Consider the following 24,057-nt stretch of genomic DNA (forward strand, 5'->3'; position numbering starts at 1 on the left):
TTTGAGGGGTGTCCTCCTGGCGGCCGGTCATCTCGACCGGTCGCCTTTTTTATTCCCTGTTCGTTACCGAGGAGCACGATCGCGATGCCGGTCGACCGCCTGATTCCAGAAATCCTGTTCGGCTTTACCGGCCTGATCGGCATCATCAATCCGTTCGGCATGGCGTTCGTGTTTCTCGAGCGCACGCAATCGCTGACGGAGGCCGAGCGCGCGACGCTGTCGAAAAAACTCGCGACGAACGTGTTCTTCACGCTGCTCGTGATCTTTTTCATCGGTGCGCCGGTGCTGAACTTCTTCGGGATTTCGATGGAGGCGCTGCGGATCGGCGGCGGCTTCGCGGTGGCCGTGGCCGGCTGGTCGATGCTCAACGCGCCCGACGTGCCGGGTGGCGACAGCGCCGTGCATGGCGACGATCTGCCGAAGCTGATGGCGCGTGCATTCTTCCCGCTCACGGTGCCGCTGACGATCGGCCCCGGCTCGATCGCGGCCGGCATCGCGCTGCATGCGAACCGGGCTCGTACGGCCGTTGACTATCTGACCTCCGGCGTGGTGTCGGTTGCGGTCGCGGCGCTCGTCGCGTTCGCGATCTGGCAGATCTACAGCCGCGCGACGACGCTCGCGCGCTATCTCGGCAGCGAGGGGACGAAAGTGGCGATGCGGGTGTCGGCGTTCCTGCTGCTGTGTGTGGGCGTGCAGATCATGCTGACGGGGTTGGCGGCGTTCGCGCAGACGCTGGGCGGGCAGGCGGGGTGACAAGGGTCAGGCGTGATTGTGTAGCGATATATCCATTTCTCGGTGGACGAGGGTTTTCGTCTGCTTGCGTGAGCGGTTGGTGCTAATATTGAGGCAATATTGCATCAATTTTGATGATGGGTGAATCATGCGAACTACAGTGACGATCGACGACGATCTCTATACGAAGGCACTGCAAATGGCTGAGCCAGGAATGGACAAGGCGGACCTGTTCCGGGAGGCAATCAAGACGTTTGTACGTGTCCAGGCCGCCAAGCGTCTGGCAGCGCTGGGCGGGACTATGTCTGACATGGCCGATATTCCGCGGCGGCGCGAAGAGCCGGAATCGCAATGAATGTGTTGATTGACACGTCTGTCTGGGTCGATCACTTTCGCAACAGAAATCAAACGCTGCTCGGATTGCTCGCGCTCGATGCCGTATTGATGCATCCGATGGTGCTAGGCGAACTTTCGTGCGGGACGCCGCCGGCGCCGCGGCTGCGAACACTCAACGACCTTGGGCTGCTTCAGGAGTGCAATCAAGCCAGCATGCAGGAGGTTATGGCATTCGTGGAGCGCGAGCGGCTATACGGCATGGGATGTGGCCTCGTAGATTTGACTTTGTTGGCGTCGACACTGATTACGCCTGGGGCGCGCTTCTGGACGTTGGACCGGCGCCTCGCCGCGTTGGCGGATCGCTTTGCCGTAGAGTTTCGCTCGACATCTGTCTAAGCGTCGGACGTGCCTTCGATGTTGGTTCGAGCCCCGTGGATCGACTAACGGGATATGGCGCGTGCCCGGGTTCAACTTGCCAAGATCCGCGCCACCGAGTTACAGCAATTTCGCTTGAGCGCGCGCGATCCCCTGCTGCGCACAGGCTTCATCGAGATGCCCGCCCGGCGCCCCGCCCACCCCCACCGCGCCGATCACTTCGTCGCCGACCTTGATCGGCACGCCGCCGCCCAGCACCAGGAACCCGTCGATGGCCGCCATCTGCGCGGCGGCCGGATTCTTCTGCAGGTTCGTGGCGAGCGTGCCGGTCGGCGTCTTCGTCGACAGCGCCGTATAGGCCTTGCGTTGCGACGCATCCACCGTATGCAGGCTGGCATGGTCGGCGCGCAGCATCGCGCGTGCGATGCCGCTGCGGTCGACGACGGTGACGGCCACGTTGTAGCCGCTGGCCGAGCAGGCCTGGATGGTCTGCTGCGCGATTTCGGTCGCGAGGTTCAGCGACAGGTTCTTTTCCTGAAGGACTTGTGCGGAAGCGGCGGTGGTCAGTGCAGCGGCGGCGAGCGTCGCCAGGGTCGATCGAATGATCATGTGAACTCCTTATCGAAATGGCTGGAAAGCGAGCGGCGAATTCGCGGCGCGCATCGCGTGTCGTGATGCCCGGCGATGCAGCGACCGGACCGCTCGATGAGCCCAGTTTCGACCAGGGGACGGTGAAGCTGAATAGGACGGGGCCTATTTTTGATGCGGCGTGTCGCTCGTGCCGCGCTCCGGCAGCGAGACGCCGCAATGCGGACAGCACGGCTCATCGCCCATGGCTTGCCGTGCGCTCGCCCGCGTGCGCTCCAGCGCCGACGCGACCAGCTCCGCGCCCATGATGCCGGTGGGAAACGCGATGATCCCGTAGCCGAGCAGGATTGCGCACGACGTGATGAGCCGGCCGAGCGGCGTATGCGGCGTCAGGTCGCCGTAGCCGGTCGTGCTCATCGTCACGGCTGCCCAGTACACGCCCACCGGAATGCTCGTGATGCCGTTCTCCGGCCCTTCGACGAGAAAGATCACGGTGCCGAGAATCACCGTCAGCACGAACATCCCGCCGATGAACGCGAAGATCTTGCGCCGCGCGCGGGTCAGTGCGCGCATCAGCACCTGCCCTTCCTCGAGATAGATCGACAGCCCGAGGATGCGGAACACGCGCAGCAGCCGGAGCAGCCGCACGTCGATCAGCGCATGCAGGCCGGGGAAGAAGAACGCGAGATAGGTCGGCAACACCGACACGAGATCGACGATGCCGAAGAAGCTGCGCGCATACGCGGCCGGCTTCTTCGCGGTGCAAAGGCGCAGCAGGTACTCGGCCGAAAACAGCAGCGTGAACGCCCATTCGGCCGCATAGAGCGTGTGGCCGTACTGCGCATGCAGCTCCTGCACGCTGTCGGCCATCACGACGAGCACGCTCGCGACAATCAGCACGAGCACCGCGATGTCGAGCTTGCGCAGGAACGAAGGGCGGCGCACGACATGCGTGAGCGCATTGCGCGCCGTATTGACGGAGGACTGGATCAGCGAAATCATGTGCAGCAGTGTACGGACGGCATCTCGCCCGGCCAATCGGACCTGTCCGATATCAACTTGTCTGAGGCCACGTTCTGGCCCTGTTTATAGGGGTGTGCCGAAAACCATAAAGATTGACGCAATGGCGCGTCTCGAGTTAGTGCCGCTCAGCCTATCGGTGCCATTCTGAGTCTTTAACGCATGTGCTTCGCAGACTTGCACCGGGCCGTATTGGCGCTCATCGAACGTAGTCCCGAGACGTTGTGCGCTGTGCCCGCTCAACGCAACTGATGTACCTTGCGCGCGCAACATGAGACGGGACGGAAAACCACCCGATGCCCGTCTAGGCCTGTTCGATCAGGAACCGCTCGCGCTTTTTCCCCTTGATCCAGCCGGGTTCGCGGCCGCGTCCACTCCACGTCGCGCCTGTTTTGGGATCGCGATACCGAGCCGGGATACGACCTTGTCCGACCCGCGTGGCGGATGCGCTGCGCCGGCGTCCAAAGATCTGCTCGGCAGTCAGCGCGTATTCGGCCACACGCGCGCGAACCTCCGCGAGAACAATGTCAAGCTCAGCCAGGCGGGCCTGTTCCGCTTGTTGTCTGAGCTGTTCAGCTTGCGCCTTCAATTCGAGATACGTTGGCATCGAATCGACTCCTATCGGATGAGCTCGCGTCGCAATTCGGAAAGATCGGCTCGTAGGACCAGTTAAACCAGCTCGCGAAAGCGAGGGTGCGTGCGTTCGAATGGATTGTCGCGGAAAACTTGAGGCTTCTGACCTCCATAGTCTCCTAGTTGACGACGCGTCGTTCTGCAATAAACACTGCATTGGCGGACCGGCCAACGATATGCGACGACGTCACACATCGAGTGCGTAGTGCTTCAGCCAGTTTTTTTGCGCGCGGTGCTGGCGCTTTTGAGTAGGTTGGTCCCGTTGTGGCTCTGTGCCGAGGTGATCATGGTCGTGAAGAGGTGGACGCATGGAACGCCCCGAGAAGGCTGACTACACGAACGAGCGGTGTTCGCCACCGCTCGACGAACACTCGTCGCTGCAAGCGCGGGTGCGGCGAGTAGAACAGGAAGTCGGTCGATTGCACAATCGCCTCGAACTGAAAACCCAGGAACTCGCCAAACTGACCCGTGTAATTGTCAATTCTTCGATCAGCCATTGCGACGTCGAGACGCGCTTGCAACGCGAGCTTCACGCGATGTATATGGGCATGGGCGACACCGCAATGCCAATGACCGATTTGCCCATGCGAGCTGATTCAACCGGCAAGCTTGTCACGGTCGAATTGCCTTATACGACCACGATCTTGGGCGTGCTGTTTGAGAGCATGTTCACGTTTTGGGCTGATTGTGATCCTCGACGCCTGCCCAAATCGTCGACCGTGGCGCGCGCCATCGACGAGCGCCTTGGGTTTTCTGCTCAGCCCAATGGCGAAGCGTCACGCAGTGCTCAGGCATACGCATCTGCGATTCGGCCGGACTGGGTGAAAGACGCGGATCGCCGACATCATCGCTCGGGCCCACGCACGTAGCAGGTTCGCGCCCAGTCGGCGTTTTCAAACCGGGAGCTGTGCGGCATCTCGCCGAGATGCGGCATCAGTTTCTGCTCAGACACGGAGTCCGGCACCGGCCAGCGGCCTGGATCAATGGTCGCTGGTTTCAGGTGGAGGCGCCAACGTCGAAAGTCCCACTCGCGCGTGACGGGCACCGAGCCATGTCACGGCACCCAGTAGCGCGTGAGCGTCGCACCCCAGGTTCGTGAACGTCGATCGGCTAAGTTCGATTGCACCGATCAGGTAGTCTGGACGACCTGCGTTTTCGACGGTGTTGACGAGTTGCAGCGCCAGACCGCAATGCTGGTATAGCCGTGCCACGGCACGTGTCATGGCACCAATGACGCATGTCGCGCCCAGCGACGCCGCAATCGCGAGAATCGATGGAAACAGCTGCATGCCAGTTGAGGCGCGTGTGGTTGGACTTACCCCGCAGCGCGCGGCAAACCGCGACAGTTCCCAAATCGTGGGGGCGCACGGTAAGTCCAGAGCCGCTGAAGGCGCGCATAGTGTTTGGAGCAAATACGGCTGTGTAGTCGGTATCAATCGCGCACACCCGCAAATGTGCTGAGCCTGATCGACCGAGACAACGTGAATCGTACGACCGCGATCAAATTGATCCCATTCGGTCAGGCTCGTCGCGTCCGCTCCGGGCAACTGCCAACCCAGTCGACCTACGAACACGTCGTATCGGAACACGCCGAGGCGTCGATGCATCGTGGTTGGCATGTCGTCGAGACCGCCAGCGAAGATGAATGGCACGGTTTTCCCCTCACGCAAAATAACCGATGCCACGCTATCAAGCGCGTGAGGTGAGGTGAACTAGTTAGGTGGGGAGGTGCGACGCTGCTGAAGTTGACAGGACGCTGGTTGCGACTCGCCCCCGCGCCGCATCCGATTGCGTGAGCACGGGGGACAAGCCCGAATGTGCTGATGGCGCCACGAGTCCACGTGAGACCCAGTCGTTGGTGGGGTGGCCGGCAGGAACTGCGGTCGATGGCCCCGCTGGCCGCTTACACCTGGATCAAGCCGGTTGCGACGGCATGCACAGCTGCCGCGGTTCGACTGTTGATGCCCAGAATCTTCATTGCTTCGGCGATATGGTAGTCGACGGTATGAGGCGATATGCCGACAATGGCGGCGATCGCCCATGAAGATTTACCCCGTGCGACCCAGGCAAGGCACTCTTGCTGGCGCGGAGAGAGTTGAAGTGACGGCTCAGGCCGACGTGGCTTCATCAATCGATGAAGCTCTTGATGAAAGAGTGCGCCAATTAAGCTCGCGAGCCGCAGGTGGACTTCTGTCCTGATCTCCGGTGACGGACTGGCGAGATTCACCAGCAGGATGTCGCCGTTGGCCTCGCGAAGCGGGATACTCACGCCACTGGTTAATCCCGCGTCGCGTGCTTCGCCGAGCACGCGTTGCTCGATGCGATTCAAGCCTCTGATGTCGGCCCATCGATAGGGTGTGGCACGGGCAAACGCCATTCGATGGACCGGATCGACCGGACCGTAGTCTCGTTGCGCGTAATGCGCGACCCAATGATCCGGATAGCATGCGCAAAGCGTCTCGACCGCCATTGCCCGACCGTTCCCCGCGTGTCTTCGCGATACTCGGCTAATGGCAAAGCGTGGGAAGCCCAACGAAGCGGACACGTCACCGAACAACTTTAGCAAAGACGATAGGTCCACGGTATTGAGAAAGGCAGTGGCCAGCGGTGCCCATCGGCTGGCCAGGTTTGATGTTGAAGGCAGCGGTACGATGGGTGGGTTACCCGCGCCGCATTGACAGACTCGATCCACTGGGGCCCTCTCGCAGGAACTTCGCGCGCTGGCGCACGGCGCGGTGGTCGTGCGTGCGTTGATTGAGATTGAAGTAGCACAATGCGTGGCGATTGAGGTGACGCTTGTTTTGCTAGTGACTGCTCGATGCGCCGTGCAAAAAAAGTGTAGTCGCTTGTCGCCAAATCACAGCCATAAAAATGTAATGTTTTGATACATCGACCAACACACTCGCGTATATCGCATCGACTCGCCGCTGCATGGCATGCGACCGTAGGTTTCCAGGGCCGACCGGGTGTGGAGTGTGCGCGTCTAATGAATCAGCAACGCGGTAGCTGAAAATCCTCCTACGCCCTGTGCATAGAGCAACAAGGGGGCGCCTGGCGCGAGTGGGCCGCAGTCGGCCAGGTTGATAAATGGATCGCATACGGTGACGTGCGCGATACGGGAAAAATTGTGCGCGAAAAGGCGTTCGGGTGGCAGACCCATCGATTGGACGAGACGCCGCCAGGCAGGCTGATTCAGATGAGGCGGCAAGATGCGATAGAGCTCGGTGAGCGCAATGTGTGCATCCTGAGTGACTTGCGTGATGAGTTTTCGCGCGACGAGCTGGTACTGCGCAAGGAAACTCGCTTCGGTCTGCCCTAGCATTCCGCGCCAGCCGCGACCACTTGCGTGTGTGGCCAGTGCGACGAGGCGATTGGTGCGCGCGTGGCGCTCGACCAACGCGGCGAATGCGCCGTCGCTGAGCAGCGCTGATGTGCCCATCGCGCGTTCGGTCTCCATAGGCATCACGTCTGCCCCAACGATCAGTACGCGATGGAGGGCGGGGTGTGCGATGAACATTGCACGAATGATGCGCAACGCACCGAGCGAGGACGCGCAGTGTTGCTGGGCAAACGAGAACGACTGGACGCCTACAAGGCCAAAATGCTCGCATAGCTGCCGCGGCAAAGATGCTGGTGGCGGCGCGATGCTGCCCTGCAGCGTGTGAGTGTAGACCAGGCAGTCGATTGACTCGGCGGCGATTGGTGCATTGCGCAGCAGCGAGTCGACAGCTTGGATCGCGAGACTGAAGGCACTTTGCCCGCGCGCCACGTGAAAATTGCGTACGCCCGCCTGCTCGAGCTTTGCCACCACGGCAGCGGGTTGACCGGTGCGGCGTGCCCAGTGGCGAACGGAGTCGACATGTTCAGGAAGATGGTAGGCGACACACGGGATGCCGATTGTGATGTCTACCATCAGGAGTTCGCGCCAAGGGAGCGCGCGAGCACAGGCGCACGATGTGCGTCGAGTAGCGCGCAGCCTACATAGCCGCACGAGGCGATATCCCATAGCAAGAGGATGCCTTGCGACGGCAAGGTATGCGTCTGGACCATGCACGTCAATTGTTCGATCGAATCCGCTGCACCGAGATTCGCATCGTGCGTGCGCACGCGTGCAAGCGAGGCGATACCCAGTTCCTGCTGCAGTGCAGTTACAAGCGCGTGCGTGTGGCATTGTCCGACGGCGGTGACATTGCACGGGGCAATCGCGTGTTTTGCGAGCAACGCGGTGATCAATTGGAGCATCGTCTGAAATAGATGTGAGTCAGGGTGCGCGTGACGATGCGGCGAGTCGCCGCGTGGTGCCGGACAAGGGTGTGTTTGAGCGTCGATGAGGCGTAAGCCGCGTGTGCTTGCACCAAAGCGCTCCAGAAGGACGGCGGCGGCCGCGTCCCCTTGCAGTGGGCCCATTTCAGTGCGGCGAGAAAACGGTGCCACCCACTTCTCTGCGGCAGCAATCAGGATCGTATGCACGTCGGGTTCGGCGACGAATAGGTCCCGAGCCAGCCGCAAGGCCGTGAATGGGGCAGCGCTGCCCTGCTGCGAAATTGAGAAGGAGAAACATGGGCTACTTGGAGCACCTACCACGCTTGCTAGACGCCCTGCGGTCGTTGTCGAGACATGTTCGTCGGCACTGCTGTGGCAAAAAATGACGACATCAACCGGCGCGGCAGCGCAAGGTCGAGCGGCACAGATCGCCCGCGTGACGCATGCCGCAAGCCCCGACAGATCGGTGGTGTGGGCGACCGGTGCACGCAGGGACCTATCGCCGGGACCGATACGTGGCATTGCTGTCGGCCCGAACGGCGTCCATTCTGTGCGCCACAGTGTCATCCACGCATCCCAGCCGGCAAGCGGCCTCGCCTCGGTGGACTCCATGGCCGATATCTGTCCGTCGAGCGCCATAACGGGCGGCACGTAGGAGCACAGTGCGGTGACGACCGGGGGCATCATATTGGCGTCGGAAGGCTTAGGTCGTGCGGGAGCAGGTCGTAGAGCAGACGCCCCGTGCGTTGGCCGTCGATGACATGGCAGTCGCGTTGCAAACCGATGAGGCGAAACCCCAAACGTGCGAGCAGTCGCTGTGACCGAATATTGCTTTGCGCCGCCCACGCACCAATGCAATGCAGTTGATCACGCTCGAAACCTTCTCGAAGCACCTGTCTCGAAGCTACGAGCGTCATGTTCGCGCAAGCGGCGCGAGTCGGGTCGCGCAGCACCCAGAAGGAGCCGAGACCAAACCGGTGAGTAACATCGCTGATTGCGACCAGTCCGCTTGGGCGGTTCGTGCCGTGCACGCCAAATACGCGTAGTCGATGTCGATCACTTTGTGTCATCGCCTGGACCGCGAGTAGGGTAAGCGATTGTCGACCGAGCCCGAAGTCAAACCACTGCGCAATGGCTGGACGCGCCAGCCAATCGGCGATATCGCGCATGTCGTCGCGATTCGCTTCGCGCAGCCAGCACTCAGGTGGCGACGTCGCGGATCTGACCGAATGGGGTTCGCACAAGCGGCGATGGTGGGAGAATTGGTGTGCATTCATGTCGATGCGCCTGTGCTGGAGTCGAGCGGATGTGGGGCCGTGAGCTGAGCGAGCGCCGTATCAACACGCATGAGGAACATCGCGAACCAGTGACATGTCGTCAGGCGCGCAGCGGGCGGCAACCCTGAGACATAGCCGTGTGCGCCGCAAAATTGAACAAGCTCATGGGTAAGCTCCACGTATTCGGCTGCAATGTGACGGACCAGCTGGCGCACGAGCGCGGTTGATATGTTCGGCTCGGCAAGCGTGAGCGCGCTCAAGAAAAGATGCGTGCCTTGCGTTGCAATGAGCATGTCGGCCAGCCGCGTGGCCACGCGCTGATGTAGCATGATCGGCTTGCGAAATGCGCGTCGCTCGGCTCCGTAGCGAAGTGCAAATGCAACGTCGTGCTGCATGGCACCGTTGAGCAAGGCCGACAAGTACAGGGCGATGTTGGTGAGCCATGTCTGCGCGGGAGAATCGCTTTGCGCATCGCACTGATCGATCGAGGCAAGTGCGGCGGCCTGCAGTGTTCCTTTGCAGCGCCATTGCTCGAGTGAAAGGGCGCCAAGTACAACGAGGCAGCGGCGGCATGCGTCAGCGCTCCCGTGGGTCGAGTCGATGAGGGCGAAGCCGCAGGCATGCGGTGCGAGCATCAGCGGTGCAACAGGCGTGCAATCTTGATCTTGCAGGTGCCAGAGCGTGGCGGCGTGAAAATCTGGCACTGTAAGCGCGATTGCGCGCGTGCCGTTAAAGTAGTCACCGATGGGATGAGGCGCGAGCGCGTCGAGCATGTCGTATGCGCGCAGCGTCATGAGCGCCGGAATGCTCTGAGTGAGTTGTGCGGCGCGTTCAATCGGGCCACAGGCCAACGTGCTTACAATACCGCTGAGATCGTGCTGGCCGATGGCCATACCACCTAGGGACGTCGGCAAAATCATGGTTCCCAGATCCAGCGAGCTTGCATGTGTGACGATATCGCGCCAGTCCGCTTGCGACGGCGGGGCAGCGAGCAAAGGCTCGAGCTGGTCTTGAGCGAAGCGTTGGCAGGCGGTGACGAGTGCGCGCTGATCGTCAGATACGGTCCATGTGGGCGGCACCAGATCGGACGATGGCGGTACAGGGTTGCGCATCATGGCTCTCTCCGTATTGGGTGTGAGTCATCGGTGTCAGACGAGCATCTCGATTGCTGCGGGATGACCGAGGAAATCCCGGGGACTTGCCGAGCGCGCGTAGGCACCCGATTGCAGAACGACAACGAAGTCGCCAATCCGAGCTTCGGGAAGCAGCACGTCATCGGCGATGTGATCAAGCGGAGTGCACGAGCAGCCGACGATGTGACATCGTTCAGTTGGCGTATCGCCGAACCGATTGCCGAGTACTACTGGGAAATTGCGGCGCAGTACCTGACCGAAGTTGCCCGAGGCCGCGAGGTGGTGGTGCAGGCCACCGTCGGTAACAAGGAAGGTGGTGCCGCGTGAAACTTTTCGATCGATGACGCGGCATACATAGGCACCGGCCTCGCCGACCAGGTAGCGCCCAAGTTCGAGCACGGGGCGCACACCGGGCAAAGCCCGTTGCATGCGCGAGAGCCAGGCGTGCATTGGCTGGGCGACGGCATCGAGATCGAGCGGCACTTCGCCTGCGAAATAGGGAATGCCAAAACCGCCGCCCAGATTCACGTACCGGGGCGGCAGTGGCAAATCGGATGCGAGCTGCATGACGAGCTCGGCACTGCGCCGCTGTGCTTCGACGATGGTAGCCGGGTGCAGGCACTGCGAACCCCAGAAGACATGGAAACCCGCCAGTGTCACGTCACATGCGCCCAGTTCTTGCAGTAGTGCCGGAACCTGTTCGGCGTCGATGCCGAACTGAGTTGCTCCCCCGCCCATGCGCATGCCGGCGTGCGTGATCTGAAAATCCGGGTTCACGCGAATTGTCACGTTTGGGCGCAGGCCCAGCTCCCAGCCAAGGGCTGCCACCAGATGCAGTTGAGTGAGCGATTCGATATGCACGTTCACGCCGCTGGCCACTGCACACCGTAGCTCCTCACGTGTTTTGCCCGGACCGGCAAAGCCGATCTGATCAGGCGGCATGCCTGCGTTGAGCGCCAATGCCAACTCGGCGCCGGAGGCCACGTCAAAGCCGTCGATGCGCGTGGCCAGATGGTGTACGACAGCAGGCATTGGATTGGCCTTGAGCGAGTAATGCAACTGTATCGACGCCGGCAGTTTTGCACGCAACTGGCACACGCGGGCATCGATTGCGGCGCGCGCATAGACGAAAAAGGGCGTGGACCCTGCACGATTGGCAAGCCGCGTGACATCGATACTGTCGGCGAACAGGACGTCATGGCGGCGGGTCAATGATCGATTCATATTGGCCTCGCTTGGTTGTTCGGCGCGCTCACGAGTGCTTCTCGCAAGGCCACGCGATCGAATTTGCCGTTGGCGTTGCGCGGGATGTCCGTCTGAACGATGATGCGATGCGGCACCATGTAGCCGGGCAGGCGTTGCTTGCACCACGACAGCAGCGTTTGGGCGAGAAACGGCGTGGCTGCCGGCACGACGACCAGCGTGATCGTCTCGCCAAGCGCATCATCGGGCACACCCACGGCGGCGACTTCGGAAACAAGACCACTTTCGTGGATGGTTTCCTCGATTTCTTCCGGGCTAATCCGGTAGCCGGAACTCTTGATTTGCGCGTCGTTGCGCGCAATGAAATACAGAAAGCCGTGTGCATCGCGTCGCACGAGGTCCCCCGACCAGACGGCGGTGTCCGGCGCAGCCCCGCCAGGTTTTTGCTCGGGAGAGGGACGATAGCGCTCAGAGGTTCGCGCTGCATCACCCCAGTAGCCCATCGTGACGCATGCGCCGACATGTACAAGTTCGCCGGGTTCATCAGGCGCACACGGCGAACCATCGGGGCGCACGACCAAAATGCGTGCGTTGGGCACGGCCTTGCCGATCGAGTCAGGACGGTGATCGACTTCGGCAGGGTCGAGGTAGGTCGAGCGGAACGCCTCGGTCAGACCATACATGAGGTAGGGTTTGGCCTGCGGAAACAGCGCACGCAGGCGTTGCAGTACTGCCCTGGGCATGCGGCCGCCGGTATTGGCAAAGTAGCGCAGCGCGGCGCGCGCTGCATCGGGCCAGCGAGCATGGGCCAGCTGCATCCACATGGGAGGCACGCCCGTGATCGCGGTGATTTGCTCACGCGCGCAGGCCTCTATCACGTCTTGTGGACAGAGATAATTGACAAGGATAGCAGTGGCGCCGCTCGTCCACGCCGACGTGAGTTGGCTCAGGCCTGCATCGAAGCTAAGCGGTAGTACGGCCAGAATTCGATCGGCGCGCGTATGGTTCAGATAATGAGCGACGCTCCACGCGCCTTCGAGCAGGTTGCGGTGGCTGAGCATGACGCCCTTGGGTCGCCCCGTCGAGCCGGATGTGTAGAGAATGGCCGCGAGGTCCGTATCAATGCCCGATGTCGGGACATCGGATGCTTTTCGTTGCGTGTCGACAGCGTCCCGGGCGAGGCACTCGCTCCAACGACAGACCCGTGCAGTCCCGTCGTATGTAGGTGCCGTTTCATCGGGGGCATCTGTGAGGATCGTATGGGTGAGGGCGAGCGGCCCGTTCTCGGCCAGCAAGCGTGCTCGAATTGCGCTGGTAATCAGGCAGATCGCGCCGCAGTCGTGCAGGATATGTGCGACCTGTTGCGGTTTGAGCAGCGGATTGATCGGCACAAAAACGCAGCCTGCGGCGGCAATACCCAGCAGCGAAACGACGGTTTCGATGCGCTTGTCCAGAAAGATGCCGATACGTGCGCCGGGCGCGATACCGAGCGAGGTGATCGCGTGGCCAAGTGCGCATGCGCGCTCGGCAAGCTCCTGGTAGCTCAGGCGGATATCGCCGAAGACGATCGCGTGCGAATTGGGTGCCCGATTTGCGGTTGTCTGCACGAGGTCAAGTATGTTTCGCATGGTGTGGAATGGAGTCGTCGGGTTGAGGAAGATGCTCGTTGGACGTCATTGACGAATCACCAGGGCGCCGAAGCAGCCGGCCAGACCGCTAGAAAAAAGCAACGACCATTCTCCGGCCTGCTGGTTGCGACAGGTCTCGAAATTGATGAACGGATCTGCACCGAATGCGTGGCCAACCGTGCCGAAATTCGTGGTGAATAGCCGCGCCTCGGGAATGGCGAGCATTCCCATCAACCGTGCCCAGCCTGGTAGATTGACGTGGTGAGGCAGTACGTGCGCGATGTCGTCGGGTGCGATGTTTGCCTGGCGAATAGCTGCGCGCATGGTGGTAAAAGCCGACCAGTAGTACCGATCGTCGGGAATCGGCTGCAAGGTGTCATCCGTACCGCGAAAGAAGCGCGCATCGGTATATAGATGCAAGCTGGCGATGACGTTGTGTTCGGCCCCCCGGTCAAGTAGCAACGCGCATGCGCCATCGCTATGCAGCGCCATGTCCCCGATCGCGCGAAGTCGATCGCAGCCCGAACCGATGGCGTCAGCACACACGATGATGGCGCGTTCGATGGTGGGGTGTCGCGCCGCAAGCGCGAGCAGCACCCTGATGGCTGCCATCGGAGACACGCACTGCTGCTGCGTGATGGAAAACGTCAATGCCCGGTTCAGTCCGCAATGGCGTTGAATGTAATGGGCAGTACTGGCAGGTGGCGCGAGCACGCTCGTCTGTATCGTATGTGTGTGAATGAGGGCATCGACTGTTGAGCGTGGTGTGGCGGTTTCGCGCAAAAGTTTCGCGATCGCATGTACGGCCAGATTTGCTGGTGACTCACCCTCGGCGTCGTGGAAATGCCCCACACCGTGATCGCGCAGTGCACGAGCGCGCGCGTTAGGCAGGCCGCAACGTTTGACCCACTGATTTACATGTACGGTTTGAGCCGGCAGACTGTGGGCGACCGCGGAAAGCGAGAAGGGACTCGTTCTCATGATGGCGCTTCGCAGAATTGAAGAATCGCACAGGCGACCTGGCCGTGAAATCCCGTAGACCATACAAGCAGATGTTGGCCATCGCGCGGTGACACAGCCCGTGTGAGGCTATCAAGACGCGCAGGTGTGTGTGCTGCGCAAAGATGGCCAGGCGTGTCACCTGCGAGCCAGATGCGCTCGAGCGGCAAGTCACCGTGCGTACGGATACTGCGCAACAGCCCGTGATCCGGCTTCGCTGGGACAATCCAGTCCATTTGTGTGGCCTGACAGGCAGCTCGTGCCAGCGCCTTGTTGATGGCGCCCATAAGCGTGGCGGAATCGACAGGCGTTGCGATGACGCTGGAGCTGCTGGGCGTGGCCGGCGTACAGATGGTCAGGCCGCGCACGCGCCAGCCAGGTGTCGGATGGCGTGTGACGAGGGCGGCAGCGGCTCCATCCGCGAGGAGCGTGTGTAAGCCAACGTGCCGAGAAAAGGGGGGAAGCCAACGCTCGGCCGCGACAATCAGGACGGTATTGAGCTCGGTGTCCGCATCCATCATGGCTAGCGTGAGATCGAGCGCCGTTGCAAACGAGACGTCCTGAAGCTGCCCGATCGCGAATGGCGGGCGACGCGATGCGAGCTCGTGATGCAAACGTCCCGCACAGGACAATGCCAGATCGTGTTCGAAGCTGGTCGAGCAAACGATGATCTGGTCCGGCCGCGGAAGTTGTGATGCACCGTCATACAGCAGGTGTGTCGCGCGCAGTGCCATATCGGACAGTGAAAGATTCGACTCGGCTACGACGAGCTCGTCTGAAAGCGTAGGCGGCGAAGGCGCCTTTGGACCGCGTCGGGACTCACATTCGTCACGCCAGCGCAGTGTGTCGCCATAGACCGCTTGCATCACGGAATCAAGCGGGCATCGCCGCAGCGGCGAGCTCACGTCGGTGCGTGTAGGGTGCGCGCTGCGTGCGAATGGAATGTACTGAGCGGTGGCGACGATCCTGGGCACGGGAACCCTGGACTCAGTTCGAGGGAACATGGGAGGCGACGAATGCAACCAGATTGTCGAATCGCAGGAAGAGGTCGCTGCTCAGATCGTCAGGGTCAAGCACAAACTTGAAGCGCTGCTCCACTTGCAGCAGGAGCTCGGTCATGTTCATCGAATCGACACCAAGGTCGAAGAGGTTTGTGTCGCCATCGATGAGCTCGGTGCTCAGATGCGTGCCGAGCGTTGACAGCAGACAGGATTTGAGCTCGGTAGCAATATCGTCAGGGCGATTTGATACGGAATTGGATGTCATGAACGTCTCCTGTATGAAGGGAAGGTGAGGTCATGCACGCGGCATGGCGACCGAATGTGCAAGCTCGTTTGAAGCGGATTCCCACGGCAATTGCGGCGCGCGTTGCGCCGCGCGGGCGATCATCAGGCGCTGCATGTCGCCGGTACCCTCCATGATGTCGAACGCCTTGGCGTCTCGGCAGCATTGTTCGAGCGATGGACAATGCGCGATACCGCCAAGCCCAACGAGTGCGAGTGCTGTTCGAGTGACGTGGGCTGTCACGCGTGCGGCGTATGCCTTGGCCATCGAGGCGTGCATGGCGCTCGGGTGGCCCTGATCTGCGAGCCATGCTGCGTGATGACAGAGCAGGTGCGCGGTCGTGATATGCCGGTCGAGATCCAAAAGATGCACGTCGATGTCGCCGGGACCGCATCGCAGGTCGGCCGGATGTGAGCCTGATTCGAAATAGGTTGCAAGTTCGTCACGTACCCGTCGACACGTACCGACCATCACTGCGGAGAGCAGCGGCCGAAAATAGTCCCATGACCGTTGTGCGCCGGAAAATGCGTCGCTCAATGGCGCTTGGTCGTCGTGCGTGAGGCAAGCATCGTCGGGCACTTCGCAATCGCTGTACGACAGCACGGCCAGTTGGCTGGCCCGCAGCCCGGCCATGTGTTCGACACGCGTGACCGAGAACCCCGGTGCGTCGTGCTCGACGCAAAATGCCCGGATGCCGAAGCGACCCGCGTTGCGGTTGATCGTTGCGAACGTAATGATCGTGTTCGCGCGCGCGCCGTTCGTGGTGAAACATTTGGTGCCATTGAGCACCCAGCCGTGCGCGGTTTTGCGGGCCGATGTCCGCATGGCTGTTGCGTCGGACCCGCAATCGGGCTCCGTAATCGCAAACGCGCCCCAGCGTGGCGCGTCGCTGTGAAAGCCCGCAAAGAATGCTGCCTGCTGCCGTTCATTGGCGAGCGCGAGAACCGGCGGCATGGCAAGTCCTGGGCCGGGCAGCGCCAGCGCGAGCGCGGCGTCCGCGTGGCCCAGATATTCCATCAGCATCACGCGTGAGGTGAGCGATTGCGCCCCGGGGCATCCCCCGTATTGGCTCGGCACGAGATTCAGGTTCAACGCGCGGACCATATCGCTCTGCCAGAACGTTGCGGGGATTTGTCCGGTCCGGTCGGCTTCGTCGCGATGTGCGCGTATTTGCGCGCACAGTCGATCGAGATCCAGCCCGGAGGCTGCCAGGGCCGCCTTAAGCGTTGCGACGTCATGGTGCGGTTGCGATGTTTGCAGAGCGTCTGGCATGTCCGATCGTTCCGAATGGCGCACGCGCGCCGGCCGATGGCGTGGCATGGACGACATGCTCGCGCGGCGTCCATGCCGTGTGACATGCAGCGTAGGCATCTGAGAGAGGGTTTGCTACCTCCCAACTTAGGGAGGGTGGCTTCGGGTGAGGAAGGTCAGGGATTTTCGCCAGCAGCGATAGCGATGTCCGATAATGGCGCCGATATGGAATGACGCTGGCCACCACGGACGTGACTAATATGGCAGAACGACAACGAGCAACGCGTAAAACGCAATCTATGTCGCCGGACAAACGCGGCCCGCGTACGACCAAGCGGGGCGATCAGGTGGCCGAGCTGATCAAGGGTTGGATTAATGACGGGCGGGTGCGCCCGGGCAAGCGCCTGAACAAGGAAGCTGAGCTGCAGCAGATGTTCAACGTGAGCCGCGGCTCAATGCGCGATGCGCTCAAGGCACTGGAAGTGCAGGGACTCGTGAGTCTCAGTACCGGCCCTGAGGGAGGCGCCACAATTACGCGTGTGCCGCTTGCGCGGGTGTTCCAAGCACTGCAGAACTATTTGTTCTTCGAGAACATCACGCTCGAGGAGCTCTATGCGGTGCGACGCACGCTCGAGCCGATTGTCGCTGCTGGCGCAGTAGCGCACTTGACGGATGCAGATTTCGAAGCACTCGAGCGCAGCATTTCAGTGTGTGAGCCATTTGTGGTCGGCCACGAGCAGGCGCTCGATCAGCGCTGCGAGGATATTCATTTTCACGACGTGCTGGCCGCGGCCCATCCGAACGCGTTTTTACGGTGCCTCTGCCAGATCATTAATCAGATGCTGCACTCGCTGGTGATCGTGGCGGGCAACGTCACGCAGCGTGACTATCAGGCGTTCGGCCGTACGACGCTCGCTGCGCACCGTGCAATCCTCGAGGCTGCAAGGCGGCGCGATGCTCAGGCAGTGGAGCGCTTGATGGCCGCGCATATGGACGAGGCCGAGGCGCAACTGCAGAAAGTACATGCCGCGTTGAGGCAAAGGCTTGTGCTCGACTCCGAACTCGATACGCAGATGAGCCGCGACGCGTCCTGAGGCGGCATCCACGCACAGCACGGGGGCGCCATCGCATGGTCTGCGGATGCCCGCCGAAGTTTATGACAGGTCGGTCACAATGCGCCGGTTAATTGCAATAAATAAACTAAATGAGAGTAGGTGCGCTCATCGCGAGCGTACATAGGCGGGGAGATTAATCGGAATTTCCGGGGGTAAACGCCGACATTTTGTCGCTTGACCAGGTGAGATATTCGATCGTAAATTTATGATAATAAATAGACGTCAAGACCGAAGCTGTGCGCTCGGCCGGTCCGACCGATCTCCGTGGTGGCTCATCGCGTCAGGTCGAGGCGGGCGAGGTTTTATTCCAAGGCAGCGGCGATCGTTGGCGGGCGGCTTGCGAGTGACGAATGGCCGATCGCCGCCGGCGAGAGGCTCATGGTTGCTGTATCTGTGAGGCCGACGGGATCTGGCGAAGATCTGCCCGAGCCTCTGCCGCTTTAACCAATTGCGAGAGAGAGGTGTCGAGGGCTGCAGCAAGCGTAAGTAGAGCGTCGATCTTTGGGATGATTTGGGCACGCTCGACCAAAGAGATCGTGTTGGGATGAACGTTGGCCCGCGTCGCGAGGCCCACTTGGGTGAGCTTCTTTGTTTGGCGACGAGTGCGAACTTCGTCTCCAAGGGCCTTGATAAAGTGCGCAGTGGGTGTGCTATTCACCGACGGGAGTGACGAGCTATTCTTGCGCGAGCGATTCTGCCGCTGCGACAAGGGCCCGCTTCTTTTCTTTGCTCAGTCGCCCAGCAATTAAGAGGAGGTTGGCCAGCAGGTCGTCCTCCTCGTACAGGAAGCTTGTCGGAATGAGAAGCGCTCGCGCGAGCCGCTGGCTGGTCTGTACGGTTGGAGCATGCTTGCCCTTCTCGTACTGGTTGACGCGAGCGCTGGCGGAAAATTCGTCGATTCCGGCGAGAATGCCAAGCTGTTCCTGGGTGAGGTCGGTACGCAACCGCGCCTGCTTCAGGCGTTTCGAAAACACAGAGGTGACGGTCGAGTCGCTGGACATGCATCAAGTGTCCCGGAATCGATTGCCCGGTTTGCTAAGTAACTCTTAGTCTGAGGCTGTATCAGGAATCAAGAGGTGGTGGCTCGTGACAGCCGTTCGGCGTATTCGAGAAGTGCTTCTTGGCTGTCCTGCGGGAGCGGTGCGGCCACGACGAGAAGCCGCGCAAGGAGGTCATTGCCTTCGTATAGGAAGCTGGTTGGGACGTGTAGTACTCGGGCGAGACGGTGCGCCGTCTGGAGCTTGGGCGCGTGTTTGCCGGTCTCGTATTGATTCACGCGTGCGCTTGCCGAGAATTCGTCAATCCCGGCTTCGATGCCGAGCTGTTCCTGGCTCAGGCCCGAGCGCAGACGTGCCTCTCTGAGGCGCTTGGGAAAGATCGAGGATGTCGATGAGGTCCGACGCATCCTAAGAGTTTCTTAATTTTTAATGGACTTTTCACTAAGTATTTCTTAGTCTGAAGGCTAAGAGTTACTTAGTTCTGGTGGCGACATGCATCATCTCTGTGTCGTCTTGGTGGGCTTCGCTGTCACATGTCTAGCGAGGGCTGGGTGGGTTAGGCGGTCATTGAATACAGGATTTGGAGTAATGGCGACGATCTTAAACATTCTTAGTTACGTTAGCGTGCTTACGCTTGTGGCATTGGGCCTTGCGATCGTGTTCGGCCTGATGGATATCGTGAACCTCGCGCATGCCGAGTGGGTGACGATGGGGGCGTACACGTTGGCGGTGGCGCAGTCCGTGGGAGGTCAACACGCGTTCTGGGCTGCGCTGCTCGCCGCGCCGATTGTCGGCGCGGGGCTCGGTTGGTGTCTTGAGCGCTTCGTCATCCGACTGCTCTATGCCCGTCCACTGGATACGCTACTGGCGACCTATGCGGTCAGCCTGATCGTTCAGAAGGCGATCGAGCTCGTCTTCGGCACTCAGCCGATGCTGGTCTATGCGCCGTTCAACGCAACCGTTGACGTGCTGGGCGGCAGCTATCCTGCCTATCGGATTTTCGTGATCGGTGTGGCACTGGCTGTTACCGCTGGATGCTGGGTGCTGTTCACCCGCACGCGTTTTGGTACGAAGCTGCGTGCAGTCATTCAACATCCGGCGATGGCTGAGGCCGTCGGTATCAATACCAGAAGGCTGAATCGGGTGGCCTTTTGTGGGGGCGCCGCACTCGCTTCGCTCGCCGGTGTTCTGGTGGCGCCGATGGTGTCGGTGGAGTCCCATCTCGGAGTGTCCTATCTTGCCAAGGCGTTTTTCGTGATCGTGCTGGGTGGGATCGGCTCGGTGGCCGGAAGCATACTCGGCAGCGCTTTTGTCGGCACGATCGAGACCTTGCTCAGCTATCGCGTCGATCCGTCGCTCGCGTCGGCGATTGTCCTGATTGTATCCATTGTCCTGATTCGTTTCCGGCCGCAGGGTCTGCTCCCCGGCTTTAGTGCGGCGCATCAGCTTCTCGGAAAGGGGTAAGGCAATGTTCGACCGTCATTTTTCTCGTGCGCGGACCTGGTTGTCACAGCCCGCCTTGAGCCGCAGCGATGTGTCTCCGGTTATGACCGGTTTTGCGATGGTTGTGGCCGGCGCGATTCTGCCTATTGTCGTTGGGGCGTATCAGCTTACCGTGATACGCGATGCACTCGTACTGGCGATATTGGCGCTCAGTTATGACTTGCTGTGGGGGCGTGCCGGTGTTCTGACGCTGGGCCACACGACCTTCTTCGGCATTGGAGCATACGGCTTCGCCGTGACTACTGTCCAGTTTGGGCAGACGCCGTTCGTCGGATTTCTCGCTGGCCTTGCCTGTGCTGCCGTCGCAGCGGCCGTTCTCGGTTACTTCTTGCTGTATGCAGGGGTGAGGCTGCATTTCTTTGCCATTCTCAGTATGGCAGTGTTGATTATCGCGCAGCAGCTTGCAACTAGCTGGCAGTCGGTGACAGGCGGAGACACTGGCTTGCTCGGTATTCCCGGGCTGTCCTTCCAGCTTGCGGGGCACACACTCGATTTGAGCGGCCCGGTCGCGTCCTGGTACGCCGTCGCGACAATCCTCGTTGCGCTTCTGGGTGCGGTGTGGCTGCTTTGTCGCAGCCGATACGGGAAGGTGCTCGCGGCGATCTCGACGAATGAATGGCGCGCGCTGGCGTGCGGATATCACACGTCCTGGCATCTTCTGTTGATGTTCATGGCCTCGGCGGTGTTGGCCGCGGTGGCGGGTTGCTTGATGGCAGCAACCGCCGGCGTTGTTGCGCCCGATGTGTTTTCACCGGTATTGGCCACCGAAGTCATCCTCTGGGTTGCCATAGGCGGACGTGGCTCGCTGGGCGGTCCCGTGCTCGCTGCTGTCGGCCTGACGCTACTCAAGCATGGTGCGTCCAGTCTGAGCACACAGTGGTGGCCGCTTATTCTCGGTGCAGTTTTTCTCGCGTGCGTGCTTTGCCTGCCGAACGGTGTGCGTCTTGGGGGCATGCTCAAGGGACTGCATCAATTCACTGGAATATCGCTCAAACGCATGCCGCGCTCTTGTGCGCAGCGCGTCGAAGGAGGGTCGTGATGAACGCGCCGATCATCAAAGGTGTCGGACTGTACCGTGCATTCGGCGGCATTAACGCGATTGCGGGCGTTGACGTAGAAATTGGCGCCCGAGACTTGCTTTGCGTCATCGGCCCGAACGGCGCTGGAAAAAGCACGCTGGTCGGGCTGATGTCGGGCGCGATTGTGCCTGGGGCTGGCGAGCTGTATCTCGCAGGCGAGCGAATGACCGGCCGACCGATGTATCAATACTGCCGGCGTGGCGTCGTACGGAAATTCCAGGGAACAAATGTTTTCCAGATGATGAGCGTACGCGAGAACCTCGAAGTGGCCGCGCTCGGTGTGTCGACTCGACAGGCATTTTCGATGCGCGATCTCGATGGCGTTCTCGAGCAAATCGGACTTGCCGCGCAAGCCGACATGCTGGCGATGCATCTGCCACACGGCGAGCGCCAGTGGTTGGAAATCGGCATGGCGATGATGTGTCGCCCCGCCTTATTGCTGCTCGACGAGCCTGCTGCGGGTTTATCTGCCACTGATGCTCAGCGGCTTGTGCACCTCATCCACCGCCTGCGTGAGCAGTGTGCGGTACTTGCCATCGAACATGACCTGCGTTTCGTGCAGTCGCTCAATTGCGAGACGTGGGTTATGCACCGGGGGCAAATCGTTCGCCAAGGGCGCTACGACGACATTGCGAAGGACGAGGAAGTCCGACGCATTTATCTGGGGCAGGGGGCAAGTCATGCTGCACATTGAAAATCTGTCGGCCGGATACGGCGACATCGCTGTCTTGCACCAGATCACGCTTGCCGTTCAGCCCAACGAAGTGGTGGGGGTGCTCGGATGCAATGGAGCGGGAAAAACGACGCTTGTGAAGGCGATCATGGGCTTTTTGCCGCACGTAAGCGGCGAGGTTCGCTTTGGCGAGCACGTCATCAACGGCATGCGCTCGCATGAAATCGCTCGACTGGGCATCGGCTTGGTGCCGCAGGGGCGATGGATTTTTCCGAAGCTCACGGTGCGCGAGAACCTCATGATGGGAACCGCGGCGGCGGGCGACGCCGAGATTCTGGAGGAGGTGTTCGAGTATTTCCCGGTATTGAAAACGCGGCTCTCGCAACATGGCGGAACGTTGTCGGGCGGCGAGCAACAGGTACTGGCTATCGCGCGTGCATTGTGTGGTCGACCGAAACTGTTGTTGCTGGACGAGCCTTCTGACGGCGTGCAACCCAATCTTGTCGAGCTGATCGGCGATGTGATCCCGGTGCTGTGCCGTCGTTCGAAGTTGGCGGTGCTGCTTGTCGAACAGAATCTTGACCTCGTCTTGCGCTGCGCGCAGCGATGCATTGTGCTCAAGAACGGGCAGCTCGCCCATGCGGGAAAAATCGAACCGCAACGCGGCACGGACAGCGCTCACCCGTTGGCCCAATTCTTGTCACCTGCTGCTGAACGAACCGCTGATTCGCAAGCAGCATTCGTTGAAAGAGAACCTACATGAATCGACGCGACTTTTCACGATCTGCTTTTTGGGGCGCGCTTGGGGCGTTGAGCGCCGCCGCTTGTCCGAACCTTGTCCGAGCGGCGGCGCCGATCAAGATCGGATTGCTTGCGCCGTTGAGCGGCCCACTTACCCGGGTTGGCGAGACCAATCGACACTGTGCGATGCTCGCCATTGAAGAAATCAACGCAGCCGGCGGGCTGCTCGGGCGGCCACTCGAACTAGCCGTCGAAGATACGCAGATGTCGACGGCAGTGACGCTCGAGAAGGCCAGGCAGCTATTGATGCGTGACGAAGTGGCGATGCTCACAGGCATGGTGCTGCCGTCTGAACGCGAGGCGGCGCTGCAGGCCGCTAAGACGTCCGCGCGTCTTGTCGTCTATCCGAATTTCGACGAGGGCCGCTGTGATCCGCTGTTGTTAAGTACCGGTCTGAGCGTTGCTCAGCGGGTCGAACCACTCATTACGTGGCTCATGCGTGGTGGTGCAAAAAGCGTCAGCGCGGTGGTCTCGGACGTCGGTAGCAACCGCAAGGTGCTGGTGCCTGCGCTGGAGGCGGCCGTATCTCGTCACGGTGGCCGCTTGTTGAACGTGTACTGGTTGCCGTTCGGCACGCGCGATTACGGTGCCGTGCTTCAACGGATTGCGGCACAGCAGCCGCAACTCGTATGGCACAGCATCGGTGATGATCCGGTCACGTTTGTCAAACAGTATCGGTCGTTTGCGATGAGGCCGCAGTTGGTCACGGATATCGCGCACGAATCGCTATCGATTGCAACTGCGGGCGCATCAACGAGCACCATCGGGGTGTCGTCGTACTTCATGAGCATTGATAGCGCTGAAAATCATCGCTTTCTTGCGCGCTACACCGCGCGTGTGGCCGACACCCGTGCGCCGCGATTAGGCCCCTATGCGGTGATGCTGCCTCACGGGGAATGCACGTACGCGGGTATTCGGCTCTTTGCGCAGGCCGCACAGGACGCTGGCAGCGTCGAGGTCATGCGTGTCAAGACGGCGTTGTCGGGTATTTCGCTGAATTTGCCGCGCGGTAAGACGGGCGTGAACCGGGCAGGCGATCACGTCACATGCACGACGCGCATCGCTCAGGCGCAGGCGGATAACAGCTTTGCGCTTTTGGATTCGGTCGGGCCGATTTTGCCAGCCTGTCAGGGATAAAGCGGTCACAACATCCCGTCATTACTTTA

The 24,057-nt window shown here is 60.8% G+C and carries 28 protein-coding genes; 10 read left to right on the forward strand and 18 right to left on the reverse strand.

Annotation, left to right across the window (positions count from 1 at the left end):
- Nucleotides 1–84: 84 nt before the first annotated feature.
- The 3 genes from CFB41_RS18185 (at nt 85) to CFB41_RS18195 (ending at nt 1,464) form a co-directional block, all read left to right on the forward strand.
- Nucleotides 85–753, forward strand: coding sequence for a MarC family protein (locus tag CFB41_RS18185; protein WP_089457373.1), 669 nt, complete (start codon nt 85–87; stop codon nt 751–753).
- A gap of 127 nt (nt 754–880) precedes the next feature.
- Nucleotides 881–1,087: a type II toxin-antitoxin system VapB family antitoxin gene (locus CFB41_RS18190; RefSeq protein ID WP_089457374.1), complete on the forward strand. Its 207-nt coding sequence runs from the start codon at nt 881–883 to the stop codon at nt 1,085–1,087.
- On the forward strand, nt 1,084–1,464 hold the full coding sequence (locus CFB41_RS18195; RefSeq protein WP_089457375.1) for a type II toxin-antitoxin system VapC family toxin: 381 nt from the start codon (nt 1,084–1,086) through the stop codon (nt 1,462–1,464). Before CFB41_RS18190 ends, CFB41_RS18195 begins: the two co-directional genes overlap by 4 nt.
- A gap of 99 nt (nt 1,465–1,563) precedes the next feature.
- On the opposite strand, the gene CFB41_RS18200 is transcribed toward CFB41_RS18195, so the two are convergent.
- The 3 genes from CFB41_RS18200 to CFB41_RS18210 all read right to left on the reverse strand — a co-directional run bounded on the left by CFB41_RS18200 (nt 1,564) and on the right by CFB41_RS18210 (nt 3,658).
- Nucleotides 1,564–2,052, reverse strand: a complete 489-nt coding sequence (locus CFB41_RS18200) for a heme-binding protein (RefSeq protein WP_089457376.1) — start codon at nt 2,050–2,052, stop codon at nt 1,564–1,566.
- 144 nt (nt 2,053–2,196) lie between these two features.
- Nucleotides 2,197–3,033, reverse strand: coding sequence for an ion transporter (locus tag CFB41_RS18205; protein WP_089457377.1), 837 nt, complete (start codon nt 3,031–3,033; stop codon nt 2,197–2,199).
- A gap of 322 nt (nt 3,034–3,355) precedes the next feature.
- Nucleotides 3,356–3,658: an H-NS histone family protein gene (locus CFB41_RS18210; RefSeq protein ID WP_089457378.1), complete on the reverse strand. Its 303-nt coding sequence runs from the start codon at nt 3,656–3,658 to the stop codon at nt 3,356–3,358.
- Nucleotides 3,659–3,992: 334 nt separating this feature from the next.
- Here CFB41_RS18210 and CFB41_RS18215 point away from each other — a divergent pair, with 334 nt between their 5' ends.
- Entirely contained in the window at nt 3,993–4,553 is a 561-nt protein-coding gene (locus CFB41_RS18215) for a hypothetical protein (RefSeq protein WP_089457379.1), read from the forward strand.
- Between the two features lie 111 nt (nt 4,554–4,664).
- Here the strand turns inward: CFB41_RS18215 and CFB41_RS18220 are convergent, their stop codons facing one another.
- The 12 genes from CFB41_RS18220 to CFB41_RS18275 all read right to left on the reverse strand — a co-directional run bounded on the left by CFB41_RS18220 (nt 4,665) and on the right by CFB41_RS18275 (nt 16,743).
- Nucleotides 4,665–5,303 carry an acyl-homoserine-lactone synthase gene (locus tag CFB41_RS18220; RefSeq protein WP_306427074.1) on the reverse strand — a complete coding sequence of 213 codons (639 nt, stop codon included), beginning with the start codon at nt 5,301–5,303 and terminating at the stop codon, nt 4,665–4,667.
- A 284-nt stretch (nt 5,304–5,587) separates the two neighbouring features.
- Nucleotides 5,588–6,376, reverse strand: a complete 789-nt coding sequence (locus CFB41_RS18225) for a LuxR family transcriptional regulator (protein ID WP_089457381.1) — start codon at nt 6,374–6,376, stop codon at nt 5,588–5,590.
- 291 nt (nt 6,377–6,667) lie between these two features.
- Nucleotides 6,668–7,597 carry a 3-oxoacyl-ACP synthase gene (locus CFB41_RS18230; RefSeq protein ID WP_089457382.1) on the reverse strand — a complete coding sequence of 310 codons (930 nt, stop codon included), beginning with the start codon at nt 7,595–7,597 and terminating at the stop codon, nt 6,668–6,670.
- The gene (locus tag CFB41_RS38670; RefSeq protein WP_256941080.1) at nt 7,597–8,154 is read right to left on the reverse strand and encodes a hypothetical protein; all 558 of its coding nucleotides are present in this window, start codon (nt 8,152–8,154) and stop codon (nt 7,597–7,599) included. The genes CFB41_RS18230 and CFB41_RS38670 overlap by 1 nt, the downstream gene beginning before the upstream one ends.
- 476 nt (nt 8,155–8,630) lie before the next feature.
- Nucleotides 8,631–9,224: a GNAT family N-acetyltransferase gene (locus CFB41_RS18240; RefSeq protein WP_089457384.1), complete on the reverse strand. Its 594-nt coding sequence runs from the start codon at nt 9,222–9,224 to the stop codon at nt 8,631–8,633.
- On the reverse strand, nt 9,221–10,339 hold the full coding sequence (locus CFB41_RS18245; protein ID WP_089457385.1) for an acyl-CoA dehydrogenase family protein: 1,119 nt from the start codon (nt 10,337–10,339) through the stop codon (nt 9,221–9,223). Before CFB41_RS18245 ends, CFB41_RS18240 begins: the two co-directional genes overlap by 4 nt.
- A gap of 33 nt (nt 10,340–10,372) precedes the next feature.
- Complete coding sequence (locus CFB41_RS18250) at nt 10,373–11,581, reverse strand: pyridoxal-dependent decarboxylase, exosortase A system-associated (RefSeq protein ID WP_089457386.1); 1,209 nt, start codon at nt 11,579–11,581, stop codon at nt 10,373–10,375.
- Nucleotides 11,578–13,188 carry an acyl-CoA ligase (AMP-forming), exosortase A system-associated gene (locus tag CFB41_RS18255; protein ID WP_089457387.1) on the reverse strand — a complete coding sequence of 537 codons (1,611 nt, stop codon included), beginning with the start codon at nt 13,186–13,188 and terminating at the stop codon, nt 11,578–11,580. Before CFB41_RS18255 ends, CFB41_RS18250 begins: the two co-directional genes overlap by 4 nt.
- A 45-nt stretch (nt 13,189–13,233) precedes the next feature.
- Nucleotides 13,234–14,169, reverse strand: a complete 936-nt coding sequence (locus tag CFB41_RS18260) for a 3-oxoacyl-[acyl-carrier-protein] synthase III C-terminal domain-containing protein (RefSeq protein ID WP_089457388.1) — start codon at nt 14,167–14,169, stop codon at nt 13,234–13,236.
- On the reverse strand, nt 14,166–15,053 hold the full coding sequence (locus CFB41_RS18265) for a 3-oxoacyl-[acyl-carrier-protein] synthase III C-terminal domain-containing protein (RefSeq protein WP_256941081.1): 888 nt from the start codon (nt 15,051–15,053) through the stop codon (nt 14,166–14,168). Before CFB41_RS18265 ends, CFB41_RS18260 begins: the two co-directional genes overlap by 4 nt.
- A gap of 121 nt (nt 15,054–15,174) precedes the next feature.
- The gene (locus CFB41_RS18270) at nt 15,175–15,453 is read right to left on the reverse strand and encodes an acyl carrier protein (RefSeq protein ID WP_089457390.1); all 279 of its coding nucleotides are present in this window, start codon (nt 15,451–15,453) and stop codon (nt 15,175–15,177) included.
- A 30-nt stretch (nt 15,454–15,483) separates the two neighbouring features.
- Nucleotides 15,484–16,743 carry an acyl-CoA dehydrogenase family protein gene (locus CFB41_RS18275; RefSeq protein WP_089457391.1) on the reverse strand — a complete coding sequence of 420 codons (1,260 nt, stop codon included), beginning with the start codon at nt 16,741–16,743 and terminating at the stop codon, nt 15,484–15,486.
- A 239-nt stretch (nt 16,744–16,982) separates the two neighbouring features.
- Here CFB41_RS18275 and CFB41_RS18280 point away from each other — a divergent pair, with 239 nt between their 5' ends.
- The gene (locus tag CFB41_RS18280; protein WP_089458912.1) at nt 16,983–17,816 is read left to right on the forward strand and encodes a FadR/GntR family transcriptional regulator; all 834 of its coding nucleotides are present in this window, start codon (nt 16,983–16,985) and stop codon (nt 17,814–17,816) included.
- A 397-nt stretch (nt 17,817–18,213) separates the two neighbouring features.
- Here the strand turns inward: CFB41_RS18280 and CFB41_RS18285 are convergent, their stop codons facing one another.
- The 3 genes from CFB41_RS18285 to CFB41_RS18295 form a co-directional block, all read right to left on the reverse strand.
- Nucleotides 18,214–18,495, reverse strand: coding sequence for a helix-turn-helix transcriptional regulator (locus CFB41_RS18285; RefSeq protein WP_089457392.1), 282 nt, complete (start codon nt 18,493–18,495; stop codon nt 18,214–18,216).
- A gap of 16 nt (nt 18,496–18,511) precedes the next feature.
- Nucleotides 18,512–18,838 (reverse strand): helix-turn-helix transcriptional regulator, encoded by a 327-nt coding sequence (locus CFB41_RS18290; RefSeq protein ID WP_012338904.1) that lies wholly within the window; start codon nt 18,836–18,838, stop codon nt 18,512–18,514.
- Between the two features lie 68 nt (nt 18,839–18,906).
- Nucleotides 18,907–19,242, reverse strand: coding sequence for a helix-turn-helix transcriptional regulator (locus tag CFB41_RS18295; RefSeq protein WP_071333376.1), 336 nt, complete (start codon nt 19,240–19,242; stop codon nt 18,907–18,909).
- 181 nt (nt 19,243–19,423) lie between these two features.
- Between CFB41_RS18295 and CFB41_RS18300 the strand changes: the two genes are divergently transcribed.
- From CFB41_RS18300 to CFB41_RS18320, 5 genes are read left to right on the forward strand one after another with little or no spacing between them, the layout of a single operon-like run.
- Nucleotides 19,424–20,299 (forward strand): branched-chain amino acid ABC transporter permease, encoded by an 876-nt coding sequence (locus CFB41_RS18300; protein WP_089457393.1) that lies wholly within the window; start codon nt 19,424–19,426, stop codon nt 20,297–20,299.
- A 4-nt stretch (nt 20,300–20,303) separates the two neighbouring features.
- A complete protein-coding gene (locus CFB41_RS18305; RefSeq protein WP_089457394.1) occupies nt 20,304–21,377 on the forward strand; it encodes a branched-chain amino acid ABC transporter permease in 1,074 nt (357 codons plus the stop codon).
- Complete coding sequence (locus CFB41_RS18310) at nt 21,377–22,111, forward strand: ABC transporter ATP-binding protein (protein WP_071333373.1); 735 nt, start codon at nt 21,377–21,379, stop codon at nt 22,109–22,111. Before CFB41_RS18305 ends, CFB41_RS18310 begins: the two co-directional genes overlap by 1 nt.
- Nucleotides 22,098–22,853 (forward strand): ABC transporter ATP-binding protein, encoded by a 756-nt coding sequence (locus CFB41_RS18315; protein ID WP_089457395.1) that lies wholly within the window; start codon nt 22,098–22,100, stop codon nt 22,851–22,853. The genes CFB41_RS18310 and CFB41_RS18315 overlap by 14 nt, the downstream gene beginning before the upstream one ends.
- A complete protein-coding gene (locus tag CFB41_RS18320) occupies nt 22,850–24,028 on the forward strand; it encodes an ABC transporter substrate-binding protein (RefSeq protein WP_089457396.1) in 1,179 nt (392 codons plus the stop codon). Before CFB41_RS18315 ends, CFB41_RS18320 begins: the two co-directional genes overlap by 4 nt.
- The last annotated feature ends 29 nt before the right edge of the window (nt 24,029–24,057 follow it).

Source organism: Burkholderia sp. AU33803, assembly GCF_002223095.1.
Lineage (GTDB): Bacteria > Pseudomonadota > Gammaproteobacteria > Burkholderiales > Burkholderiaceae > Burkholderia.